This window comes from Acinetobacter sp. MYb191, assembly GCF_037572605.1.
GTDB lineage: Bacteria > Pseudomonadota > Gammaproteobacteria > Pseudomonadales > Moraxellaceae > Acinetobacter > Acinetobacter johnsonii.
Genome location: NZ_JBBGZP010000021.1, coordinates 235,553 through 255,958, shown reverse-complemented (window position 1 = coordinate 255,958; position 20,406 = coordinate 235,553). Strand labels below are relative to the sequence as shown.

Here is a 20,406-nt window from a genome sequence, read left to right as displayed (position 1 = left end):
ACCTAAGTTTTGAAAGAGATATTTCTCAAATTTGTTTAGAAATGCAACACTGTTAAGTTTTGTCACTTTCTCCCAAGATTGCAGCTAATTCTTCAAAAAGATCAATATGTTCATCGTCTGCAAATAAATCATTGGTTGCTGTTGAGTCTGCACTAGTGATGTGTTCAACCGCTTTCTGTTCTTGCTTGAGCTTACGTAGTTTAATCAGCTGTTCAATATTGATGTTCTGGTTTTCAATTGAAAAAGGGATGGATTTGGTTAAAACCACTTGTTTGAAGAACAAACGAACGGCTTGTGCAGGCGTAATTCCCAGTTGTTTAAACACCGCAAAAGCTTGTTTCTTTTCTTGGGAATCGAGTCGATTTTGATAGACTTCTGTTTTTCTCATGATTTTTTAAATAATTTGAACGACTTAAGGGTAGAGGTTATTTTAATCAATTCCATTGTAATTTCAATATTCATACAATGGAATTTTAAATTATTTTGTAATGACAAGCAGATTACAATGTCAATTCAAGATTGGAGCTAAACTGCATAAGCTGTTGAGTTACTGGATCTTTAAATGAAAGATGCTTGGCTAAGAGCTGTAAAGGCTGACTAAAATCATCGTCGGCTTTATGTACAACTTTAGGATAGAACGGATCATTTTTAATCGGAAGACCTAAGAAGTTGAGGTGTACACGGAGTTGATGTTGCTTCCCTGTCTCGGGTTTAAGCTCATATTTTGCCCATGTTTCATCATGTTCTAAAAGCAAGATCTCAGTTTCACTGTTCGGTGCTTTGTCTAGGACTTGCATAGTGTAGAACGGTTCACCTTTTTGCATATGTAGTTTTACAGTATGTGGAAAGTTGAGTTCGCGGTTAAACGATGCAATCGCATGATAGGTTTTTTGAACCTGTCGATCTGCAAACATTTGCTGATACAGACCTCTACTGTGAGTGCATTTGGAAAACATCACTAAGCCAGCGGTTTCACGGTCAAGGCGGTGGATGGGCGTTAAATGCTCAATGCCTGTTTGTTTTTTCAGGCGCACTAATAGGGTTTGTTGAACATATTGCCCCGTTGGACTGATGGTCAAAAAGTGCGGCTTATCCACCACTAAGAAATGATCATTTTCAAATAAAATGTCATGCTGAAATGGTACTTCAATTTCATGCGCTAAAAAGCGGTAATAGAACACATGCTGATTTTCAAGATATGCCGAATTTGTATGGAGTACATTACCTACAGCGTCATAGACCAAGCCATCATGAAAGCGTTGCTGCCACTCATTTGCTTCAATATGCGGAAATTGGTCAGATAAATAAGCCAATACGGTGTGCGGTGCTGGCTTTAATTTAGGCAGAAACACTTTACTTGCGCTCACGCCATTGAGCATGGGAGGGCAAAATTCAGCAGGTTTTATGTTGAGCATGATGTGCAGGCAATATCTAATCGGTTGGCGCAGTTAAATACGAGATTTCAAGCTTGCGGCTTGGGCATTTTGTGAGTCCAGTGCTATCATAATTGTTCTTTTGTCACTTGTCGTGAGTATTATGCAGTATTCATTTAATTTAACGCTCAATAATGAACAAGATACCCAAAATTTAGCGCAAATTTTGGCACAGCATTTTACGACGGGTGTAGTGTATTTAATTGGGGATTTGGGTGCGGGTAAAACTACGCTAACACGCCATTATTTACAGCATTTAGGCCATCAAGGTTCCGTGAAAAGCCCAACTTATACCTTAGTTGAGCCGTATCAAGTTCAAGGGCGTGATATTTTCCATTTTGACTTGTATCGTTTAAACGATCCGTATGAGCTGGAGTTAATGGGTATCCGTGACTATTTGGAAACGCCCAATGCATTGTTTTTGTTTGAATGGCCGTCTAAAGGGGGCGATGAGATCCCTGAGGCGGACTTAATTATTGATATCCAAAAATCGGAAGATGAACTGACGCGGTCTGCTACCTTAAGTTTCCATTCAGTAGCATTATTACAAGCATTAGAGAGCCAATTAAACAATGCGTGATGATTTAAAGATACGTCGTATTCATACTTTGAATCCTGCTTTAGCCAACCAAATTGCAGCAGGTGAAGTCATTGAGCGTCCAGCGTCTGTGGTCAAAGAGTTACTTGAAAACTCGATTGACGCAGGTGCGACAGAGCTGATTATTCGGGTAGAGCAAGGCGGCAGTACTTTAATTGAAATCATGGACAATGGTCGAGGGATTCACGCTGAAGATCTCCCTTTGGCGGTGATGCGCCATGCGACCAGTAAAATCCAAACCGCTGAAGATTTACATGCAATTGTCAGTTTAGGCTTTCGCGGAGAGGCATTGGCTTCTATTGCAGCGGTGTCGCGTTTAACCTTGACCAGTAGTCAAGCGGATGATGGAATTGGCTATCAAGTTGAAGTCAATGGAACTGCATTTGACCGTCAAGAGATTCAGGCTGTAGCTGCGCCGAAAGGTACGCATATTCGGGTACAAGATTTATTTTTTAATGTGCCTGCGCGTCGAAAATTTCTCAAAAAGCCTGGCACAGAGTTTGGTCATATTGAGGAAATTGTCCGACGTTTAGCGCTGACGCATTTCGATATTCGTTTTGTGCTTGAACATAATCAAAGCATCAAACTAAACTTGCCGATTGCAGATAGTGGTGAGCTACGTTTTCAGCGCGTACAGCAGTTGCTAGGGCGCACATTTACTGAAAATGCTTATTGGATGGATGCAGATAGCATCAACATGCGTTTAACAGGTTGGTTGGGACATCCTTCTGATGCGCGGGCTCAGGCTGACTTGCAGTATGTTTATGTGAATGGTCGAATTGTTAAAGATAAAACCATCTCTCATGCGCTGCGTATGGCTTATGATGGTATTTTGCATGGACATCAGCATGCGGGGTATTTACTTTTTCTGGAAGTCGACCCTGAAAATATTGATGTCAATGTACATCCGACCAAACATGAAATTCGCTTTTTAAATCAACGTGAAGTACATGAATTTGTACGTCATTATGCTAAAGAGACTTTATCGCAGTTTCAAACGGCAACCGCAGATTTATCTAATGCAATGAAGGTTGCAGAGAATCAAGCTTTGATGTCTGTGCAGCCTCGCTATCAAGAGCCTTTGCAGTTGCATCGTCATGTTGAGTCTGCAAAAACTGGTGAGCAAGCCCCATCGGATATGCTCACTGACTTTAGTTCAAATCAACCGCAAGGCGTCCATTATTCGGCGCAGCCTTCACGCTATCAGGGCTCACAACAGCTTAATAATGCCTTGCAAAGCTATTTAGCACCTCTGCGTGATACGTCATCTGCTGTTGATCAAGCTCAGCCTTTGGCTGATTTTACAGTGCAAAGCCCTAAAGTCGATGAACATCCGTTGGGAATTGCAATTGCACAATTGCATGGTATTTATGTGCTGGCTCAAAATACAGAAGGGCTAATTATTGTTGATATGCATGCAGCGCATGAGCGTATTCTGCTACAGCAAATGAAGTCCGCATGGGATAAACCAGAATTTTGGACATCTCAGCAGTTACTTATTCCCAAAGTGATTAATATCACGCGAATGCAAGCTACGCGAGTGGAAGAGCTCAAAGCTCAATTGGCGCGCTTGGGTCTTGAAATTGATCAATATGGCGATGAACAAGTGATTGTTCGTGGTGTGCCTGCGATTTTACATAAAGCCAACTTTGAAGCGCTGGTACCTGAATTACTGAACGATTTGGATCCAAATGATGAAGCGCAGGGCTTACTGCAAAAGCGTGATCAAATTCTAGCGGGTATGGCCTGTCATGGTGCTGTTCGCGCGCATCGCATTTTGGGTCTTTCTGAAATGAATGCTTTGCTTCGTCAAATGGAACAAACTGAATTTGCCAGCCAATGTAACCATGGTCGCCCAACTTGGCGTGCGTTTCCATTGGCTCAACTAGATAAGCTTTTTGCTCGAGGAGAGTAGTTGTACATGTCAACTCAATTGCCGGTCATCAATTTAATGGGGCCAACTGCAAGTGGTAAAACTGCTTTGGCATGTCAGCTCTATGAGCGAGGAAATTTTGAACTGATATCTGTAGATTCAGCATTGGTCTTTAAAGATATGGATATTGGTACTGCAAAGCCGACCAAGGAAGAGCTGCTGCAATATCCACATCACCTTATCGATATTATTAGCCCATTAGAGGTATATTCGGCTGCAAACTTTGTTGAAGATGCATGTAGCTTAATTGATGACATGCATGCACGAGGTAAAACCCCGATTTTGGTGGGTGGAACCATGCTCTATTTCAAGGCACTATTAGAAGGCCTTTCAAGCAATTTACCGAGCGCAGATTATGCTGTTCGTGCTGAAATAGAAGCCAAAGGTGAAAGCGAGGGTTGGTCTGCGGTCTATGCGGAATTATGCAGTGTGGATCCACTGGCGGGCGAAAAGTTTAAAGTGAGTGATAAACAACGGATTATTCGCGCTTTAGAAGTTTACAAATTGACAGGGCAGCCTATTACTAAACTTCAAGCTGAACAACCTAAAAACGTGCCTTATCGCTATAATTTTCATAATTATGCTTTGATGCCAGACCGTGCCGAATTGCACCAAAGAATTGCACAACGATTGAAAATTATGTGGGACATCGGATTTTTGAATGAAGTGGAAGCACTTATGAAAAAATACGATTTAGATGAAAATTTACCCTCTATGCGCTCAGTTGGGTATCGACAAGCACTCGAATTTTTACAGAAAGGAGATAAAACTGTCGAAAAACAACGTGAAATGGAGGATAAAGCACTTTTTGCGACACGACAACTTGCCAAACGTCAATACACTTGGTTAAGATCTTTGCAAGAGGCACATAAATTTACAACGTATTCTACTATCACGCAGGCACAAGAAGACTTGCGAAACTGCTACGGATAAAGCAAAATTTAGCTACTATCTTTTTTATAATTTTTAATTGAAAAATAAAGATAGTTTTTTGCGCTGATTTTTAAATTTTTTTGGAGTTATAACATGTCTAAAGGTCAAACTTTGCAAGATCCGTTCTTAAATTCTCTCCGTAAAGAACGTATTCCTGTCTCTATCTTCCTTGTAAACGGTATTAAGTTACAAGGTCATATTGAATCTTTCGACCAATATGTTGTTTTATTAAAAAATACAGTAAGCCAAATGGTTTACAAGCATGCAATTTCTACAGTTGTTCCTGCACGTAACCCACGTCCTGCTGGTGCACCTGCTGGTGCTGGTCAACAAGGTAGCTTTGGCGGTCAACAAGGCGGCTTCGGCGGTCAACAAGGCGGCTTCGGCGGTCAACAAGGTGGCTTCGGTGGTCAACAAGGCGGCTTTGGTGGTCAACAAGGTGGCTTCGGTGGTCAAGGTGGCTTCGGTGGTCAAGGTGGCTTCGGTGGTCAAGGTGGTGGATTTGGTAGTCAAGGTGGCTTCGGTGGTCAAGGTGGCTTCGGTGGTCAATCGACTGGTTTTGATGGCGAATCAAAATTTGAAGATACTCAAGATGACGAAAATAATCGTTAATTAATTGTTAAAAAAGCCTCTCACATGAGAGGCTTTTTTTATGTCTAATTTTTAGTTTTCGTCCAAGCAAAAAAAGACCAGTATGAATACTGGTCTTTTTATGTGTTTAAACTTATGACTTGTTGTTCTTACGATCTAAGTTAGGGTCTTTAATTTCGACATAAGCTCTGTTACGTGTTTCGCGTAACCAGCTATCAAGCTCTGCATCAAATTGACGCTCACCTAAAATTTGACGTGCCATACGCTCTTGGTATTCAGCAGTCATGTCTTGTTGACGTGTTTCAGTCACTTGAAGAATATGCCAGCCAAATTGGGTTTGGAAAGGTTTACTGGTTTGACCTACCGGTGTATTTTTCATGGTTTCTTCAAACTGAGGAACCATCACACCTGGGCTGACCCAACCCAAACTCCCGCCATCACGTGCTGAACCTGTGTCATTAGAGTAGGTGGAAGCCAAAACGGCAAAGTCTTCACCTTTTTGGACGCGGTTATACAAACTTTCGATCATTTGTTTAGCATTTTCAGGGCTAACCACTTCAGACGGTTGTATCAAAATATGGCGTGCTTTGTATTGAGGCACAATCGCTTTTTGCTCAGCACCTTTGCGTTCAACTAATTTTAAAAGATGTACACCATCACGCACTGTAATTAAATCTGTGGTTTGTCCCACTTGGAGTGGACTCACACGTGCTGCAAGCTCGCTAGGGATGTCAGAAAGTGCTCTAAAGCCCATATCTGCACCTTCAACTTTGGTGCCAGCAGTACTGAACTTTTTAGCGATTGCAGCGACATCGTTGTCGTTTGCTAGTACAGTTTTAACTTGCTTCGCCACAGCGTCAGCATTGTCACCTGAAACACGCACATGTAGCACATGCACTTGGTTACCGAGTGCTGCTTGACCTTGTGGGGTATTTAAGAAGTTTTTAACGTCTTGATCTGAAATCTGGATACGAGAGGTAACGATTTGCTGGCGTAAACGATTGATTGCTAAATCTTCAGCAACGCGACTACGCAAAGAAGCATAGGTTCCGGGTGCCATTTTATCGAGCTTTTGTTGGAATGCTTCTAGGCTTGTGCTACCGGATTGTTTTGCAACATTTAAAACCGCTTCATTCAAGCTTTTTTCATCAGGTTGAATGTTGTAACGCTTCACTTGTTCAAGCTGAGTCTGACGAATAATCAGTTGCTCTAATGCTTGTTGTGCCAAATATTGCTCTGGTGGGACTTGTTTCTTTTGGCTCTCAAGTTGATGTTTGAGCTCAGCCATACTTGCTTCTAAGTCACTCTTCAAAATGACACTGTTATCGACAACAGCAACAACTTCATCCGACGCATGTACAAAAGTTGGAATAGCGGTTGCGAGAGCTAAAGCCAAAGCACTCGCTTTAAAAAATTGTTTGAACTGTTTTGTCTTCATTAACGGTCTGTCCAAGTCTGATTAATATTGTTAAAGCCTAGAATACGATTTTCTAGTAATGATGAAAGTTTACTGTTGAGTCCGCCTAAGCCTTTAAGTGTAATTTCGGCCATAATTGCACGTTTAGGTTCTACACCTGCAGCATTGACGTCATCCAAGTCGTTATAGTACTCGCGACCATAAACGGAGATCCCCCAACAGCAAGACTCGTAATTGACACCAAGGAGGTATTCACGAGCGACATTGTTGTCTAAGTCATATTGAGCGTGGCCCATAATACGCCAGTTGTTATGGATTGGTTGTACAAAAGATGCAACCACTTGGTCGTAATGTTCTTGACGGTCTGCAATTTCTTTACGGTAGAAATAACCAACGTTATAGAGGTTGCCTTTATCGCCCGTAAAGTAAAGTTGTAAGTCGCGTTGCGCATTATCACCATTTGCCATCCATGCTGAGTTTGCACCGAGGGTAAAGTTTTGTGAGAGCTGGCTAGATACGCTGACAATCGGACCAGAGTGATTTTCTCTGTCAAAGACGTCTGCTGTTTGGTCAAGCGTTACGCGGCGGTCTTCGAAATAATAGCTTTGGCCCACACTGGCTTTTAAGCGCTCTAGACCCACCGTATCAAATAGGCTATAGCTTAAGCCCAGTGACAAGAAGTTATTGTCTTCTAGACGGTCATGGCCATAGAAGCGATTTGCACTAAATAACTGATCATAGTTGATCGATGCTGTTGCAGAGTCAAAGTTTGGTGCGCCATCTTGATTTTTATAGGGTGCGTAGGCATAGAACATGCGTGGGCTTAACGTCTGTAAGAAAGTGCCTTCTTTTTCAAAAGTTAAACCTGCATCAAAAGTCACCTGTGGCACAACATAAGATTTGTCATTCGATGAGCGGTTGGTGTTGTCAAACTCATTGATGGTATCTTGATCGTAGAATGTGTTTACATTGCGAATAGATACTTCAGGAATGGCGAAAGCCCACGGTGTACGGTGGTTATAGCGTACAGAAAAGTCATTATAGACACGGGTGCCGCTTGGTTCAAAGCTATCGTTGGTATCGCCGTCGATAGTCCCAAAGTCCTTTTTAAAGTAAGCCGTATCGTTGTTGAACTCGTATTCTAAGCCCAGTGCATTACCCGCTTTATAGTTGAGTAAGAACTGTGGTAAACGCGCATACGGACGGTCAACGTAGGGTGTGGTTTCGTCTAGTGTTTGGAAGTCTTCAACTTTTAGTTGGGCTTTTAGACCAGGAATTCCATTCTTGTAGTTTAACTCCCACGCACGACGCAGGTTTAAGTCTGTCTTAGTGTTTGGGTTATTGCTTAAGTCAGTAAAGTAGTCTTTGTCTGACGCATAGTTATATTCAAGGTTGGTTGAGAACTGTTCATTGATTTGCCAGTTATGTAAAAAGTGCAAATCTTTACGGTCTTCATCGTCATATTTTCGGTCACCAGCTAAGTACCCCCCCCAAATTTGACCTGAACCAAAGTTTTCGGTCAAATAGCGAAATTCACCCTCAAACATTGGGCCGCGGTCGCTGATATAGCGTGGCGTAACGGTCGCATCGTAGTTAGGTGCTAAGTTGAGATAAACAGGCACTGCAAGCTCGACACCACCATCATTGGTGAAGCCAAAACTTGGGGTCAAAATACCGGTAGTACGACGGTCATCAATTGGGAAGTTGAAATAAGGAACAGCGAGAACGGGTACATCTTTAACATAAAGTTTTGTGCCGCGTGTTTCACCACGTCCAGTTTCTTGATTTAACTTAATTTCGTCTGCTTGGATTTTCCATGTTGGCGATTGCTCTGGTGGGCAGGTGCTATAAGTTGCATTTTTTAGCGTGGTGGTCGTTTGTGACTCACGTAAGATTTGGTCGGCCCGCCCATGCGCATGTTGTTCTTCTGAAATATAGAAACTGTTTTTCAGATCGCCTTGTTGAGTTTTTAGGTTGTAATTGATTTGGTCACTTTGTGCTAATAAGCCACTTTGTGCCATTTGCACACGACCTTCAGCATTGGCAAAGGTCTGGGTTTGATCAATTGTGATTTTATCGGCGCGGATTTGCCGACCTTCTTGATCAATCAGGACATTACCTTCAAGAACAGAGTCACCTTGTGGGTTGTAGTGACCATAGTCCGCTGTAATGGTAGATGTCGCATTGGCTGCGTCAGCGGCTTTGGTTTCAGGGCTTACAGGGGTTAGCCATGTGCCTTGGCAATACGCGGAACTTAAGTAACGACCTTGGCGCTGTTGAGCTTCAGGAGATGACTTATCGACATAGTATTGTTCGAAAAACTTTTGCCCAGGATAGCTTTCTTGTAGTACTTGTTTTAACGATTGTTGTTCGTCTGAAATAGACGTGGTTGGTGTTGCAGCATAGCTTGTGATTGAGCTACCACAAAGAAGGGTAAATATCGCAGTCGCTAAAGGATTAAATTTAAACTGATGCTTCATGTGTCTCATTTACCAAGTATGCTTAAAACGCAATTAATTATTGTCGCATCATAGAGAAAAAGTTGATAAGTGGCTACACTTAGCACTTTAAAAACTCAGCCTGTATTAGAATTTATCGCAAATGAATACACAACGTGAACAATTGATACAAACATGGATTTCATCTGTACTTGGTTCAGATCAATTTGAAATTAACTTTTTAGCAGGCGATGCAAGTTTCCGTCGTTATGCACGAATCAAGTTGAATAATAAAACATTTATGCTGATGGATGCACCACCAGAAAAAGAAGATTGTGTGCCTTTTGTGACTATTGATGAATTTTTTTATACGAACGGTGTTCGTGTACCACATATTGTGGCGAAAGATTTGGAGCAAGGCTTCTTATTGCTTGAAGATTTTGGTGATGTGCTACTGTCAACCCAGCTCGATGACAAGACTGTCGATGGACATTATGAGCAAAGTTTTAAGCAGTTGATTCAATTGCAATCTATTGATGGTGAAGGTCATTTCCCAGCTTATTCTTATGAAAAGTTAATGACCGAAATGTCGCTATTGACAGATTGGTTATTGCCAAGTTTACAGATTCAACTCACTGATGATGAGTCTGCGCTGATTAAGCGTACATTTGCAATTTTAGCCAATGCTGCTTTGGCTCAGCCTCAAGTGATTGTACATCGTGATTTCCATAGTCGTAATCTCATGCTTTTGGTAGATGAGCAAGAGCAAGGCGTAATTGACTTTCAGGATGCTGTGATTGGTGCAGATACTTATGATCTGATCTCAATTACACGTGATGCGTATGTACAGTGGAATCCTGAATGCGTTTATCGTTGGTTTAAAGTGTTTTATGACTTATTGCCAGCTTCTGCCAAAGAAGGGCGAGACTTTGAACAGTTTAAGCAAGATGCTGACATGATGGCGATACAACGGCATATTAAGATTTTAGGCATTTTTGTGCGTTTATTTGAACGTGACGGCAAATCAGGCTATCTCAAAGATTTGCCACGTGTGATGTGGTATTTACTCGAAGAAAGCAAACCTTATGCAGAACTACAACCTTTCATGCAATTTATTTGCGATAAAGTGATGCCAAAATTTGAAGCAAAATATGGCAAATATGAGGTTGTTGCAGCATGAAAGCGATGATTTTGGCCGCTGGGCTTGGAAACCGTATGCGTCCTTTAACATTATATAAACCGAAACCTCTGCTTGAAGTGGGTGGCAAACCGCTGATCGTTTGGCATATTGAAAAACTCAAGCAAATTGGGGTCACAGAAATTGTGATCAATTCTGCATGGTTGGCCGATATGTTGATTGGTGCGCTTGGGGATGGTTCACAGTTTGGTGTGACTATTCGTTGGACGCGTGAAGAAGAGGGGCTTGAAACAGCAGGTGGTATTATTAATGCTCTACCACTGTTGGGGACAGAACCGTTTATTTTAGTGAATGGTGATGTTTGGACCACTTTTGATTTTACGTCTTTACTTGATGTGCAGTTGGACGCCGATTTTGCGCATCTCGTATTTGTTCCTAACCCAGCACAACATCCCAAAGGCGACTTTATCTTAAACCAAGGGCGTGCTTATACCTTTGAACAAGAACAGTCGGGTGAGGCGCTAACTTATAGTGGTGTTGCTGTTATTCACCCACAGATGTTTAAGGGATTGGAAGCAGGTAAGCGTCCGCTGGCTCCATTGCTAAAAGAAGCGATGTCTGCTGGAAAAGTTTCTGCTGAGAAAATGCAAGCCGCATGGGTGGATGTTGGCACACCTGAGCGATTAAGTGATCTAGATCTACAGATTCGTCAAGGTATGTACGTTTAAGTGCATAATCACTAAGCGTTAGCTACTGTTCCACGGCTGAGAAATCGGTATACTTCAGTTTAATTTTATTGAGATGTCTTCTTTATGCATCCATTTTTTCAAGACTTAAAGCAAGGTAGTCAAAAGCTTGGCTTAGATTTGAGTGAAGAAGCATTAAATTTATTGCTGAAGTATCAAGACGCACTTGTGCTGTGGAACAAAGCTTACAATTTAACAGCGATTCGCGATCCTAAAGAAATGCTGGTGAAGCATTTATTAGATAGTTTAAGTATTTTAAAAGATTTGCCGAAAGGTCGTTTGCTGGATATTGGTACAGGCGGTGGTATGCCGGGCATGATTATTGCTCTATGCCAACCTGAACGCCAATGTGTTTTGCTCGATTCAAATGGCAAAAAAATTCGTTTTTTAAAGCAGTTTATTGCAGACTTAAAATTAACCAATGTAATTGCAGTTCAAACGCGTGTTGAGAATGAAGATAGCATCCATGATTTGGGTCAGTTTGATGTGATTACCAGTCGTGCATTTGCCTCTTTAACCGATTTTATAAATGCATCGAAGCCTTATATGCACCAAGACAGCATTATTTCGTCGATGAAAGGCTTGATTCCGCATGAAGAAGTTGAAGCGTTCAAAAACGAATTTAGTTGTGACATTATTGCGTTAAAAGTTCCACGTTTGGACGAACAACGACACTTACTTTTATTAAAACGTATCTAAAAAAATTCAAAGGATTGGGCGGGTCATGGCACAAATTATTGCGATTGCTAACCAAAAAGGTGGTGTAGGTAAAACCACAACCGCAGTAAATTTGGCTGCATCTTTAGCAGTACTTAAAAAGCGGGTTTTATTGGTTGATATGGACTCGCAAGGCAATGCGACCATGGGTTCAGGCATTCAAAAAAATGACCTACTGTATTCAGTGACCGATGTTTTACTGGGTGAAGTGCCTATAGAGACTGCGATTACCAAGGCGGAAGTGGGTTATAAGGTCTTGGGTGCAAACCGTGATTTGGCGGGAGTTGAACTTGCGATTGCTGAGCAAGAAGGGCGTGAGTTTATTCTGCGTGATGCGTTGCAAGAAATTGAACAAGCATATGATTACATCATTGTGGACTGTGCGCCAAGCTTAAGCTTGATCACGGTTAATGCATTGGCAGCGGTGGATGGTGTGATGATTCCAATGCAGTGTGAATACTATGCTTTGGAAGGCTTGGCAGATTTAACACAGACCATTGATCGCATTCAACAAGCATTGAATCCTGAGTTAAAAATTATTGGTGTTCTACGCACCATGTATGATGCACGTAACGCGCTGACACGTGATGTGTCTGAAGAATTAGAACAATACTTTGGCAAAAAACTCTATGACACAGTCATTCCACGTAATGTGCGTCTAGCTGAAGCACCTGCGCATGGTTTGCCTGTGATTTATTTTGAAAAAAGCTCGAAGGGCGCAGTTGCTTATTTACATTTAGCAGCTGAAATGATTAAGAAAAGCAAAGTGAAAAAAGGAAGTAACGCATGACCGTTAAAAAACGTGGGCTGGCAAAAGGTCGTGGTTTAGATGCCTTACTCGGTTCCATTCAAAAAGAGAAATTACAACTTGAAGCACAAGCTCTTGATCACGGTCAGCTAAAACAAATCGATGTGCATCTATTACAACGTGGTGAATATCAGCCACGTCGTTTTATTAATGAGCAAGACTTACAAGAGTTAGCGGCATCGATTGAAAAACACGGTGTGATGCAGCCGATTGTGATTCGTCCAATTGATAATGAAAAGCACCCCTATGAAATTATTGCGGGTGAGCGTCGTTGGCGTGCGGCTCAACTTGCTGGGTTAACGCAAGTTCCAGCCATTGTTCGTGATTTAACAGACCAAGTTGCAATTGCACTGGCGTTGATTGAGAACATTCAACGTCAAGATCTCAATCCAATTGATCAGGCGATGGCTTTACAGCGTTTTCATGAAGAGTTTGGTTTAAGTCATCAAGAAATTGCAGATACTGTAGGCAAAGCGCGTACCACGGTGAGTAATTTATTACGTTTATTAAGTCTAGCTGAGCAAGTTAAAGACTTTATGCAACAAGGTTTACTGGACATGGGACATGCTCGTGCCATTTTGACTTTGAAAGGAAAAGATCAACTGAAAGTCGCTGAATTGGTGATAGAGAAGAGTTTATCTGTTCGCCAAACTGAACAATATGTTCGTGATCTCAATGCGCCGAAACAAGAAAAATCAAAAACGGAAATTGCACCAGATCTTCAACAATTGACACAGCGCTTAACAGATCGTTTTAGTGCAAATGTCAAAATTGATCATAATAAACAAGGGAAAGGCAAGCTCACGATTCATTATCATTCACTCGATGAGTTAGATGGTATTTTGAATATTTGCTTAGCTGAATAATTTTATTTTCTATTTTTAAATACTTGGGGAAGTGTTATGTGGGAATTGGTAAAAGCAGGTGGGTGGCTTATGCTGCCCCTTGTGCTCTGTTCGATCTTTACTGTTGCGATTAGCTTAGAGCGTTTTATTCGCTTGAAGAAATCCACTATTTTACCGAAAGATTTGCTATTAAATTCAGCGCAAAGCGTACAAATGGTTTTGCCTAAACTTAAACAAAATCAGGATTTACAGGCAACGACATTAGGTCGTATTTTGGAGGCTGGTTACCAAAGTAAGGCACAAGGTGAACAGTTTGCACGTGCGCAGATGGAAGCAACGGCTTCTCAGGAAATTGGTTATCTTGAAAAAAATATCAATTTTTTGGGGACATTGAGTGCTGTCGCGCCTCTTTTAGGATTATTGGGAACGGTATTAGGAATTATCGAGTCATTCTTAATGATTGATATTGGTAATAGTAGTAATCCAACACTGATGATACCAGGGATTTCTAAAGCGCTGATTACAACTGCAGCAGGAATGTTCATTGCGATTCCTGCATTATTTGCTTATCGTTATTTTCAGCGTTTGGTTCAAGAGTATGTTGCTGAATTAGAGCAGCAATCGACTTTATTTCATGCGGCTTTATTTTATAAGCAAACAGAAACTATGCTTGAAAACCATGATGATGTTGTTGTGAAACAAGCGAGCTAAGGTGAAGTATGAAATTCAAACGTACACAAGTTGAAGATGTTCATATTAACCTTACACCAATGATTGATTGCTTATTATTTATTTTGGTGTTTTTATTGCTGACCACCACCTTCAATCAATTTAGTCGTATGAATTTAACCTTGCCCGATGCGCAAGGGGTTCCGCCGAAAACATTTGATCACAAAATCGAAGTGGTGGTAGATTCTACAGGGCATTATTCAATTAATGGCCAGTCTATTGCATCGAAAGATGTTTCAGAATTAAATACCGCAATTAAACAGATTTCCAATGACCGTCGTGATCTAATGTTTGTGATTGCTGCGGATGCAAAAGCAACCCATCAGGATGTGATCCGTGTGATGGATGTGGCTGGTCAGTTGGGATTTGTAAATATCAATATTAGTACCAAAGTGCCTTCTCGAGGTTATTAGTGAAACACGATTTAAAAGTTTATCTACGTCTACTTAGCTATTTAAAACCGTATTGGGGCGTAGCAATTCTTGTGGTGGTCGGTTTTGCTATTAATGCGGCGACAGAAGTCTCTGTTGCTAAATTACTTGAAAAAATTATTGAAGCGATTCAGCATAGTGATCAAGGTTTTACAACCCTGTTCCCAATTTTAGTTGTTCTGGTAATGTTTTTCCGTGGGCTGGGTTTGTTCATGGGGGGCTACTTTACCGCTGTCATCTCAAGAAACTTAGTTTTTAATATCCGACAAGAAGTTTTTGCAAAATTATTACGTCTTCCTTCGCAGTATTATCTGGATAATAACAGTGGTCATATTACTGCGAAGATTATGTTTAATGTGGAGCAGCTTACAGCTGCGTCTTCAGAATCATTAAAAACTATTGTTCAACAAGGTCTAATCACTCTTGCATTGCTGGGTTACCTCATATATAGCAACTGGCGTTTGACCTTGTGTATTCTGATTTTTACTCCGCTGATTGGTTTGCTTATCCGTAAAGCAGCTAAGCGTATGCGCAAGCTCTCTATTCAAGTGCAACATACCATGGGTGATGTTAATCACGTGGTACAAGAGACGGTAAATGGTCACTTGGTAGTAAAAGGTTTCGGTGGACAAGTTTATGAGCAACAGCGTTTTAGAAATACTTCTTTAGAAAATTTGCGTCGTGGTCTGAAAATGGTGGTTGTGCAACAACTGAATAGTCCGATTGTACAGTTGATCATGTCCATTGCTTTGAGTATTGTGATGTGGATTGCACTACGTCCAGAAATTATGCAAGATACCAGCGCGGGTCAATTTGTAGCGTATATTACTGCAGCAGGTATGTTGAGCAGGCCAATTAAGGCGTTGACTGATGTGAATGAAAAGATTCAGCGAGGTATGGCCGCAGCGCATTCAGTCTTTGAACTTTTAGATTTACCTGAAGAAAAAAATACTGGGACTTTAACTCCAGTACTGAAAGGTAATATTGACTTTAAACATGTGAACTTGGTTTATGTGGATGGTTATCAAGCGCTGCATGATTTTAATTTAAGTGTCAAAGAAGGTGAGACGATTGCTCTAGTAGGACGTTCTGGTGCTGGTAAAACGTCTCTAGTAAATTTACTAGTGCGTTTTCAAGATACGACCTCGGGTCAAATCCTCTTTGATGGTATCGATATTCACGATATTGAAATCAATAGCCTGCGTACCCAAGTGGCAATGGTCAATCAACAAGTGGTTTTATTTAACCGCACTGTACGTGACAATATTGCCTATGGGCAGCTTGAAAATGCCTCTGATGAAGAGGTAATTGCAGCAGCAAAGGCAGCTTATGCACATGACTTTATTATGGCTTTACCACAAGGCTACAACACCAAGTTGGGGGCACAAGGCCTTAATTTATCGGGTGGTCAACGTCAACGTATAGCCATTGCTCGTGCGATTTTGAAAAATGCGCCTGTATTGATATTGGATGAAGCCACCAGCGCGCTTGATAATGAATCAGAGTACTTTATTCAGCGTGCCTTCGACGCTGCAATGCGAGATCGGACCACGATTGTAATTGCGCATCGTTTATCCACTATTGAGAATGCGGACCGTATTGTGGTGATGGATAAAGGGCGTATAGTAGAGCAAGGTACACATGCTGAACTTATTGCAAAGCAGGGTGCTTACTATCAGCTACATCAGCGTAATTTTGAGGAAAACTAATTCATGTCAGGTGCGCAGTTTATTCAGGATGCTTGGAACTCACAGGCAAAGTGGTTAATTGTGCTTCGTCCACTGTCTTGGTTATATCGAGGCGGTTTTCTTCTAAACCGTAAGTTGTATCGGTGCAATATTAAAAAAGCCTATACGGCTCCTGTACCTGTCATGGTGATTGGTAATATCACCGTGGGTGGGAGTGGTAAAACCCCTCTGCTCATTCACTTGGTGAGTTATCTGCAAAGTAAGAATATTCGAGTGGGTGTAATCAGTCGTGGTTATGGTGCCAAAGGCCCATTTCCGACTATGGTGGATCTCAACTCATTGCCTGAAAATGTAGGTGATGAGCCAACTCTCATCGTGCAATCCACTGATGTACCGATGGCAGTGGGTCCAAATCGCCAAGAAAGTATTGAACTGCTTTTATCTCACTATCCCATTGATCTGATCATTAGCGATGATGGGCTGCAACATTGGGCATTGAGTCGCCAAATTGAATGGATTGTTCTAGATAATAATCGTGGACTAGGCAATGAAAAGTTATTGCCCGAAGGTTATTTACGAGAGCCAAAGTCTAGGTTGGATCAAGGCATAGTGATCGAACATGCAGATCATCCTACTCGTACTATGCACATGCACTTAGAAGTTGCAGAGCCTTATTTGTTGAACAGTACTGAAGCGAAAGCATTCAATCCGCAAGATGATTTTTATGCGGTCGTGGGGATCGGGTTTCCGCAGCGTTTTTATCGTACTTTAGAGCGTATGGGAGTACAGCAATTCCAGTGTCATGAGTTTGCCGATCATTATGAATATGAGTTAGAGGATTTGGTTTTTGACGATGCCAATCCCATTATTACCACTGAAAAAGATGCGGTGAAAATTTTAGCGTTGCTCAAACAAAATCCTAGTTTTGCCCGTGATATTTGGGTTGTTCCTGTCGATGCAGTGTTATCGACGGCGTGTTATGACACCTTACATCAACAGCTCGCCGCTGTAGGTATTGAAATTTCTTAAGGTCTTTTATGAAGCATATTGTTATTCCTGCGCGTTTCGCAAGCACACGTTTATCTGGAAAACCACTCCTTAAAATTCATGGCCGTGAAATGATTTTACGGGTCGTTGATCAGGCGAAGAAAGTGGAAGGTTTTGATGATCTCTGCGTCGCAACGGATGATCAGCGAATTTATGACCTTTGCATGGCAGAAGGCGTGGATGTGGTGTTGACCTCAGCGGATCATCCTTCGGGAACAGACCGTCTAAGTGAAGTGGCAAAAATTAAGGGCTGGGCCAGTGAAGATATCATTGTGAATGTTCAAGGTGATGAGCCTTTATTGCCAGCGGCTTTGGTCAAGCAAGTCGCGCAACTTTTAGAGTCGCAAGCTGAGTGTTCAATGTCGACTTTGTGCGAACCAATTCAGCATTTAGATGAATTTAAACGTGACAGTATTGTTAAAGTGGTGATGTCGAAGTACAAACAAGCACTTTACTTTAGTCGCGCCACTATTCCATATGACCGTGATGCTGCAAAACAAGTGGAACAAACGTTGCATAATCAAGCCTACCGTCATTTGGGTTTATATGCTTACCGTGTCAAATTGCTCCAAGAGTATGTGACATGGGATATGGGTACACTTGAAAAGCTCGAAAGCCTAGAACAACTGCGTGTTTTGGAAAATGGACATCGTATTGCTATTGATATCGCAAAAGCAAACTTACCGCCGGGTGTAGATACACAAGAAGATTTAGATCGTTTAAATGCCATGGATGTGGCTCATTTTGCATAATAGAACTTAGGTCGTATACATGAAGCAAACGCTGCCTGAGCAGATTTATCCGTGGCATCAAAATGTTTGGGAAACTTTAACCACGCGATTTCCCAATATTGGTCATGGCTTATTGTTTTATGGCAAAAAAGGTTGTGGTAAAGAGATTTTTGCTGAGCAGTTTCTTGCTTGGGTCTTATGTGCGAAGCGGCAGCCAAATCATTTGGCCTGTGGGGAGTGTGGAAGTTGTCAGTGGTTAAAGGCGGATACACACCCCAATTATGTGCACATCACTACCGATGAAGACAATAAGAAACAAAATGCCAAGATCAAAATTGAGAAAATTCGTGATCTGCTGCCTTTTGTACAGCAAACGGTAGATGGTTGGCGCGTCATCATTATTGAACCAGCCGAAGCTTTAAATACAGCTTCAGCCAATGCTTTATTGAAAACGCTTGAAGAACCAGGTGATCGTGTTGTTATCATTTTATTGGCAGATCATTATTTAAAACTGCCTGCAACCATTCGCAGTCGTTTGCAACATTTTGGTTTGGATCGTATAAATGAACAGCAAGCAGAGCAATTTTTAAATCAGCATTTGTCCCATAGTGATTTGGCACAGCAACATTTGTTGATGAACTTGTCCAATCATATGCCGTTGCAGGCAATTACATTGTCCGAGAGTGAATGGATTCCTCAACGTGCTGAATTTTTAAAAGATTGGCAAAAGTTGGTGATGGATAAAAATATGCCGATGGCAATTGCGACCAAGTGGAATAAAGCGCTGACATTTAGTGATTTTAGTCAAATGTTTGAGTACTTGTTGTCAGATTTGATTTGTGTCAAGCTAAATCAGCAATTAAAAAACACTGATTTGGATTTCAGTGTGCTGGCAGAACGGTATTCACTTGAAACTTTGTTTTCAATTTATGCCGAGCTGCAACAGTCAAAACAATATATTGAACAAAACGTACAAACTAATTTAGTGCTCGACCAATTGTGTATTCGGTTGATGGATGTTTAAAACAGGGGAATTTTATGCAACCACGTATGGGCGGAATCATTCAAGCCAATATTCCAGATAAAGCAACATTATATGCAAGCTATATGCCTTTTGTGGTTGGTGGCGGTTTATTTATTCCATCCAAGCAACCTGTAAAAATGGGAGAAGAGGTCTTTGTTTTGGCAACATTGCCAGAGCAAGCACAGAAAATTCCTCTAACAGGTAAAGTGATTTGGATCTCGCAAAAGCAAAATGGAATCAAACTCCAAGGATTTGGTATTCAACTTTCTGGCGAGAAAGGGATTTATTACAAATCAGAAGCGGAAAAGTTGCTAGCAGGTCTTAAGTCTGAAGGGCGAACTAGTTACACTATGTAATTAAGTATATGAAGTAGGAAACGCCTGTGTTTGTAGATACACACTGCCATTTAACCATGCTGGATTTAACCCCTTATGATGGGGATTTGGATCTAGCATTAGCGCAAGCACGTGCAGCGGGCGTTCATCGCTTTATGAGTATCTCGGTTGATCTTGATGATTATATTGAGCTAGCAAAAATTGCGGCAAGGCATGACGATGTGGGTTATAGCGTCGGGGTGCATCCTTGTGAAGATCCTGAAACCATGGCTCGTGCGACCACAGACTATTTAATTGAGTTGGCGCAGCCTGAAAAAGTTTGGGCAATTGGTGAGACTGGGCTCGATTATTTTCATAGTACAGATTTCATCGCTGAGCAAAAAGACTGTTTTGCACGACATATTCATGCTTCACAAGCTGTAAAAAAACCAGTTGTTGTGCATACCCGTTCTGCCAAGCACGATACTGTCGATATTATTCGTGCTGAAAAATCGACCCATGGAATTTTGCATTGCTTTACAGAAGACTGGGAAACGGCCAGAGCTGTTTTAGACTGCGGTTACTATGTGTCATTTTCAGGGATTGTATCTTTTAAAAATGCGCAAGACCTGCGTGATGTGGCGAAGCAAGTTCCTTTGGATCGCTTATTAATTGAGACAGATAGTCCTTATTTAGCACCGATGCCATATAGAGGAAAGTCTAATGAGCCAAAGTACGTTCCTTATGTAGCCAAAGCCTTGGCAGATGTATATGATAAGTCCTTGGAAGAGATGGCTTTCATCACAACACAGAACTTTGAAAACCTTCTCAACATGAAGTAAATA

21 protein-coding genes are annotated in these 20,406 nt (G+C 41.5%); 17 read left to right on the top strand and 4 right to left on the bottom strand.

The genetic code is table 11. The features are described 5' to 3' along the window. Window positions 1-52: 52 nt before the first annotated feature. Both WH214_RS14985 and WH214_RS14980 read right to left on the bottom strand, forming a co-directional pair. Window positions 53-388, bottom strand: a complete 336-nt coding sequence (locus WH214_RS14985) for a type II toxin-antitoxin system RelB/DinJ family antitoxin (protein ID WP_339993684.1) — start codon at window positions 386-388, stop codon at window positions 53-55. 112 nt (window positions 389-500) lie between these two features. Then, window positions 501-1,415: a pseudouridine synthase gene (locus WH214_RS14980; protein ID WP_339422607.1), complete on the bottom strand. Its 915-nt coding sequence runs from the start codon at window positions 1,413-1,415 to the stop codon at window positions 501-503. 121 nt (window positions 1,416-1,536) lie between these two features. On the opposite strand from WH214_RS14980, the gene tsaE reads away from it, so the two are divergent. From tsaE to hfq, 4 genes are all read left to right on the top strand, one after another. Beyond that, entirely contained in the window at window positions 1,537-2,013 is a 477-nt protein-coding gene (gene tsaE, locus WH214_RS14975; RefSeq protein WP_026056383.1) for a tRNA (adenosine(37)-N6)-threonylcarbamoyltransferase complex ATPase subunit type 1 TsaE, read from the top strand. After that, complete coding sequence (gene mutL / locus WH214_RS14970; RefSeq protein ID WP_339422608.1) at window positions 2,006-3,946, top strand: DNA mismatch repair endonuclease MutL; 1,941 nt, start codon at window positions 2,006-2,008, stop codon at window positions 3,944-3,946. Before tsaE ends, mutL begins: the two co-directional genes overlap by 8 nt. 6 nt (window positions 3,947-3,952) lie before the next feature. Beyond that, window positions 3,953-4,897, top strand: coding sequence for a tRNA (adenosine(37)-N6)-dimethylallyltransferase MiaA (miaA, locus tag WH214_RS14965; RefSeq protein ID WP_279744034.1), 945 nt, complete (start codon window positions 3,953-3,955; stop codon window positions 4,895-4,897). Window positions 4,898-4,990: 93 nt separating this feature from the next. Further along, window positions 4,991-5,509: an RNA chaperone Hfq gene (gene hfq / locus WH214_RS14960; protein ID WP_062032896.1), complete on the top strand. Its 519-nt coding sequence runs from the start codon at window positions 4,991-4,993 to the stop codon at window positions 5,507-5,509. Between the two features lie 112 nt (window positions 5,510-5,621). Here the strand turns inward: hfq and WH214_RS14955 are convergent, their stop codons facing one another. Both WH214_RS14955 and WH214_RS14950 read right to left on the bottom strand, forming a co-directional pair. Beyond that, a complete protein-coding gene (locus WH214_RS14955) occupies window positions 5,622-6,926 on the bottom strand; it encodes a peptidylprolyl isomerase (RefSeq protein ID WP_004696818.1) in 1,305 nt (434 codons plus the stop codon). Further along, window positions 6,926-9,385 (bottom strand): LPS-assembly protein LptD, encoded by a 2,460-nt coding sequence (locus WH214_RS14950; RefSeq protein ID WP_339422609.1) that lies wholly within the window; start codon window positions 9,383-9,385, stop codon window positions 6,926-6,928. Before WH214_RS14950 ends, WH214_RS14955 begins: the two co-directional genes overlap by 1 nt. A 121-nt stretch (window positions 9,386-9,506) precedes the next feature. On the opposite strand from WH214_RS14950, the gene WH214_RS14945 reads away from it, so the two are divergent. The 13 genes from WH214_RS14945 to WH214_RS14885 all read left to right on the top strand — a co-directional run bounded on the left by WH214_RS14945 (window position 9,507) and on the right by WH214_RS14885 (window position 20,403). Next, window positions 9,507-10,523, top strand: a complete 1,017-nt coding sequence (locus tag WH214_RS14945) for an aminoglycoside phosphotransferase family protein (protein WP_339422610.1) — start codon at window positions 9,507-9,509, stop codon at window positions 10,521-10,523. Further along, window positions 10,520-11,209, top strand: coding sequence for an N-acetylmuramate alpha-1-phosphate uridylyltransferase MurU (gene murU / locus WH214_RS14940; protein ID WP_339422611.1), 690 nt, complete (start codon window positions 10,520-10,522; stop codon window positions 11,207-11,209). The genes WH214_RS14945 and murU overlap by 4 nt, the downstream gene beginning before the upstream one ends. Window positions 11,210-11,293: 84 nt before the next feature. Then, window positions 11,294-11,926, top strand: coding sequence for a 16S rRNA (guanine(527)-N(7))-methyltransferase RsmG (rsmG, locus tag WH214_RS14935; RefSeq protein ID WP_339993678.1), 633 nt, complete (start codon window positions 11,294-11,296; stop codon window positions 11,924-11,926). A 25-nt stretch (window positions 11,927-11,951) separates the two neighbouring features. Next, complete coding sequence (locus tag WH214_RS14930) at window positions 11,952-12,734, top strand: ParA family protein (RefSeq protein WP_004696827.1); 783 nt, start codon at window positions 11,952-11,954, stop codon at window positions 12,732-12,734. Continuing rightward, window positions 12,731-13,618, top strand: coding sequence for a ParB/RepB/Spo0J family partition protein (locus WH214_RS14925; protein ID WP_004696828.1), 888 nt, complete (start codon window positions 12,731-12,733; stop codon window positions 13,616-13,618). Before WH214_RS14930 ends, WH214_RS14925 begins: the two co-directional genes overlap by 4 nt. Before the next feature lie 36 nt (window positions 13,619-13,654). Next, a complete protein-coding gene (locus tag WH214_RS14920; RefSeq protein ID WP_339422612.1) occupies window positions 13,655-14,308 on the top strand; it encodes a MotA/TolQ/ExbB proton channel family protein in 654 nt (217 codons plus the stop codon). Window positions 14,309-14,316: 8 nt separating this feature from the next. Further along, window positions 14,317-14,739, top strand: a complete 423-nt coding sequence (locus tag WH214_RS14915; RefSeq protein ID WP_087013468.1) for an ExbD/TolR family protein — start codon at window positions 14,317-14,319, stop codon at window positions 14,737-14,739. Then, entirely contained in the window at window positions 14,739-16,466 is a 1,728-nt protein-coding gene (gene msbA / locus WH214_RS14910; protein ID WP_279678222.1) for a lipid A export permease/ATP-binding protein MsbA, read from the top strand. Before WH214_RS14915 ends, msbA begins: the two co-directional genes overlap by 1 nt. Window positions 16,467-16,469: 3 nt before the next feature. Beyond that, window positions 16,470-17,474: a tetraacyldisaccharide 4'-kinase gene (lpxK, locus tag WH214_RS14905; RefSeq protein WP_078388680.1), complete on the top strand. Its 1,005-nt coding sequence runs from the start codon at window positions 16,470-16,472 to the stop codon at window positions 17,472-17,474. An 8-nt stretch (window positions 17,475-17,482) separates the two neighbouring features. Further along, window positions 17,483-18,244, top strand: coding sequence for a 3-deoxy-manno-octulosonate cytidylyltransferase (gene kdsB, locus WH214_RS14900; RefSeq protein ID WP_279746784.1), 762 nt, complete (start codon window positions 17,483-17,485; stop codon window positions 18,242-18,244). A 19-nt stretch (window positions 18,245-18,263) separates the two neighbouring features. Beyond that, window positions 18,264-19,247 (top strand): DNA polymerase III subunit delta' C-terminal domain-containing protein, encoded by a 984-nt coding sequence (locus WH214_RS14895; protein WP_339993673.1) that lies wholly within the window; start codon window positions 18,264-18,266, stop codon window positions 19,245-19,247. Window positions 19,248-19,261: 14 nt separating this feature from the next. Next, on the top strand, window positions 19,262-19,603 hold the full coding sequence (locus WH214_RS14890) for a PilZ domain-containing protein (RefSeq protein ID WP_078425021.1): 342 nt from the start codon (window positions 19,262-19,264) through the stop codon (window positions 19,601-19,603). A gap of 26 nt (window positions 19,604-19,629) precedes the next feature. Further along, a complete protein-coding gene (locus WH214_RS14885; RefSeq protein WP_339422613.1) occupies window positions 19,630-20,403 on the top strand; it encodes a TatD family hydrolase in 774 nt (257 codons plus the stop codon). The last annotated feature ends 3 nt before the right edge of the window (window positions 20,404-20,406 follow it).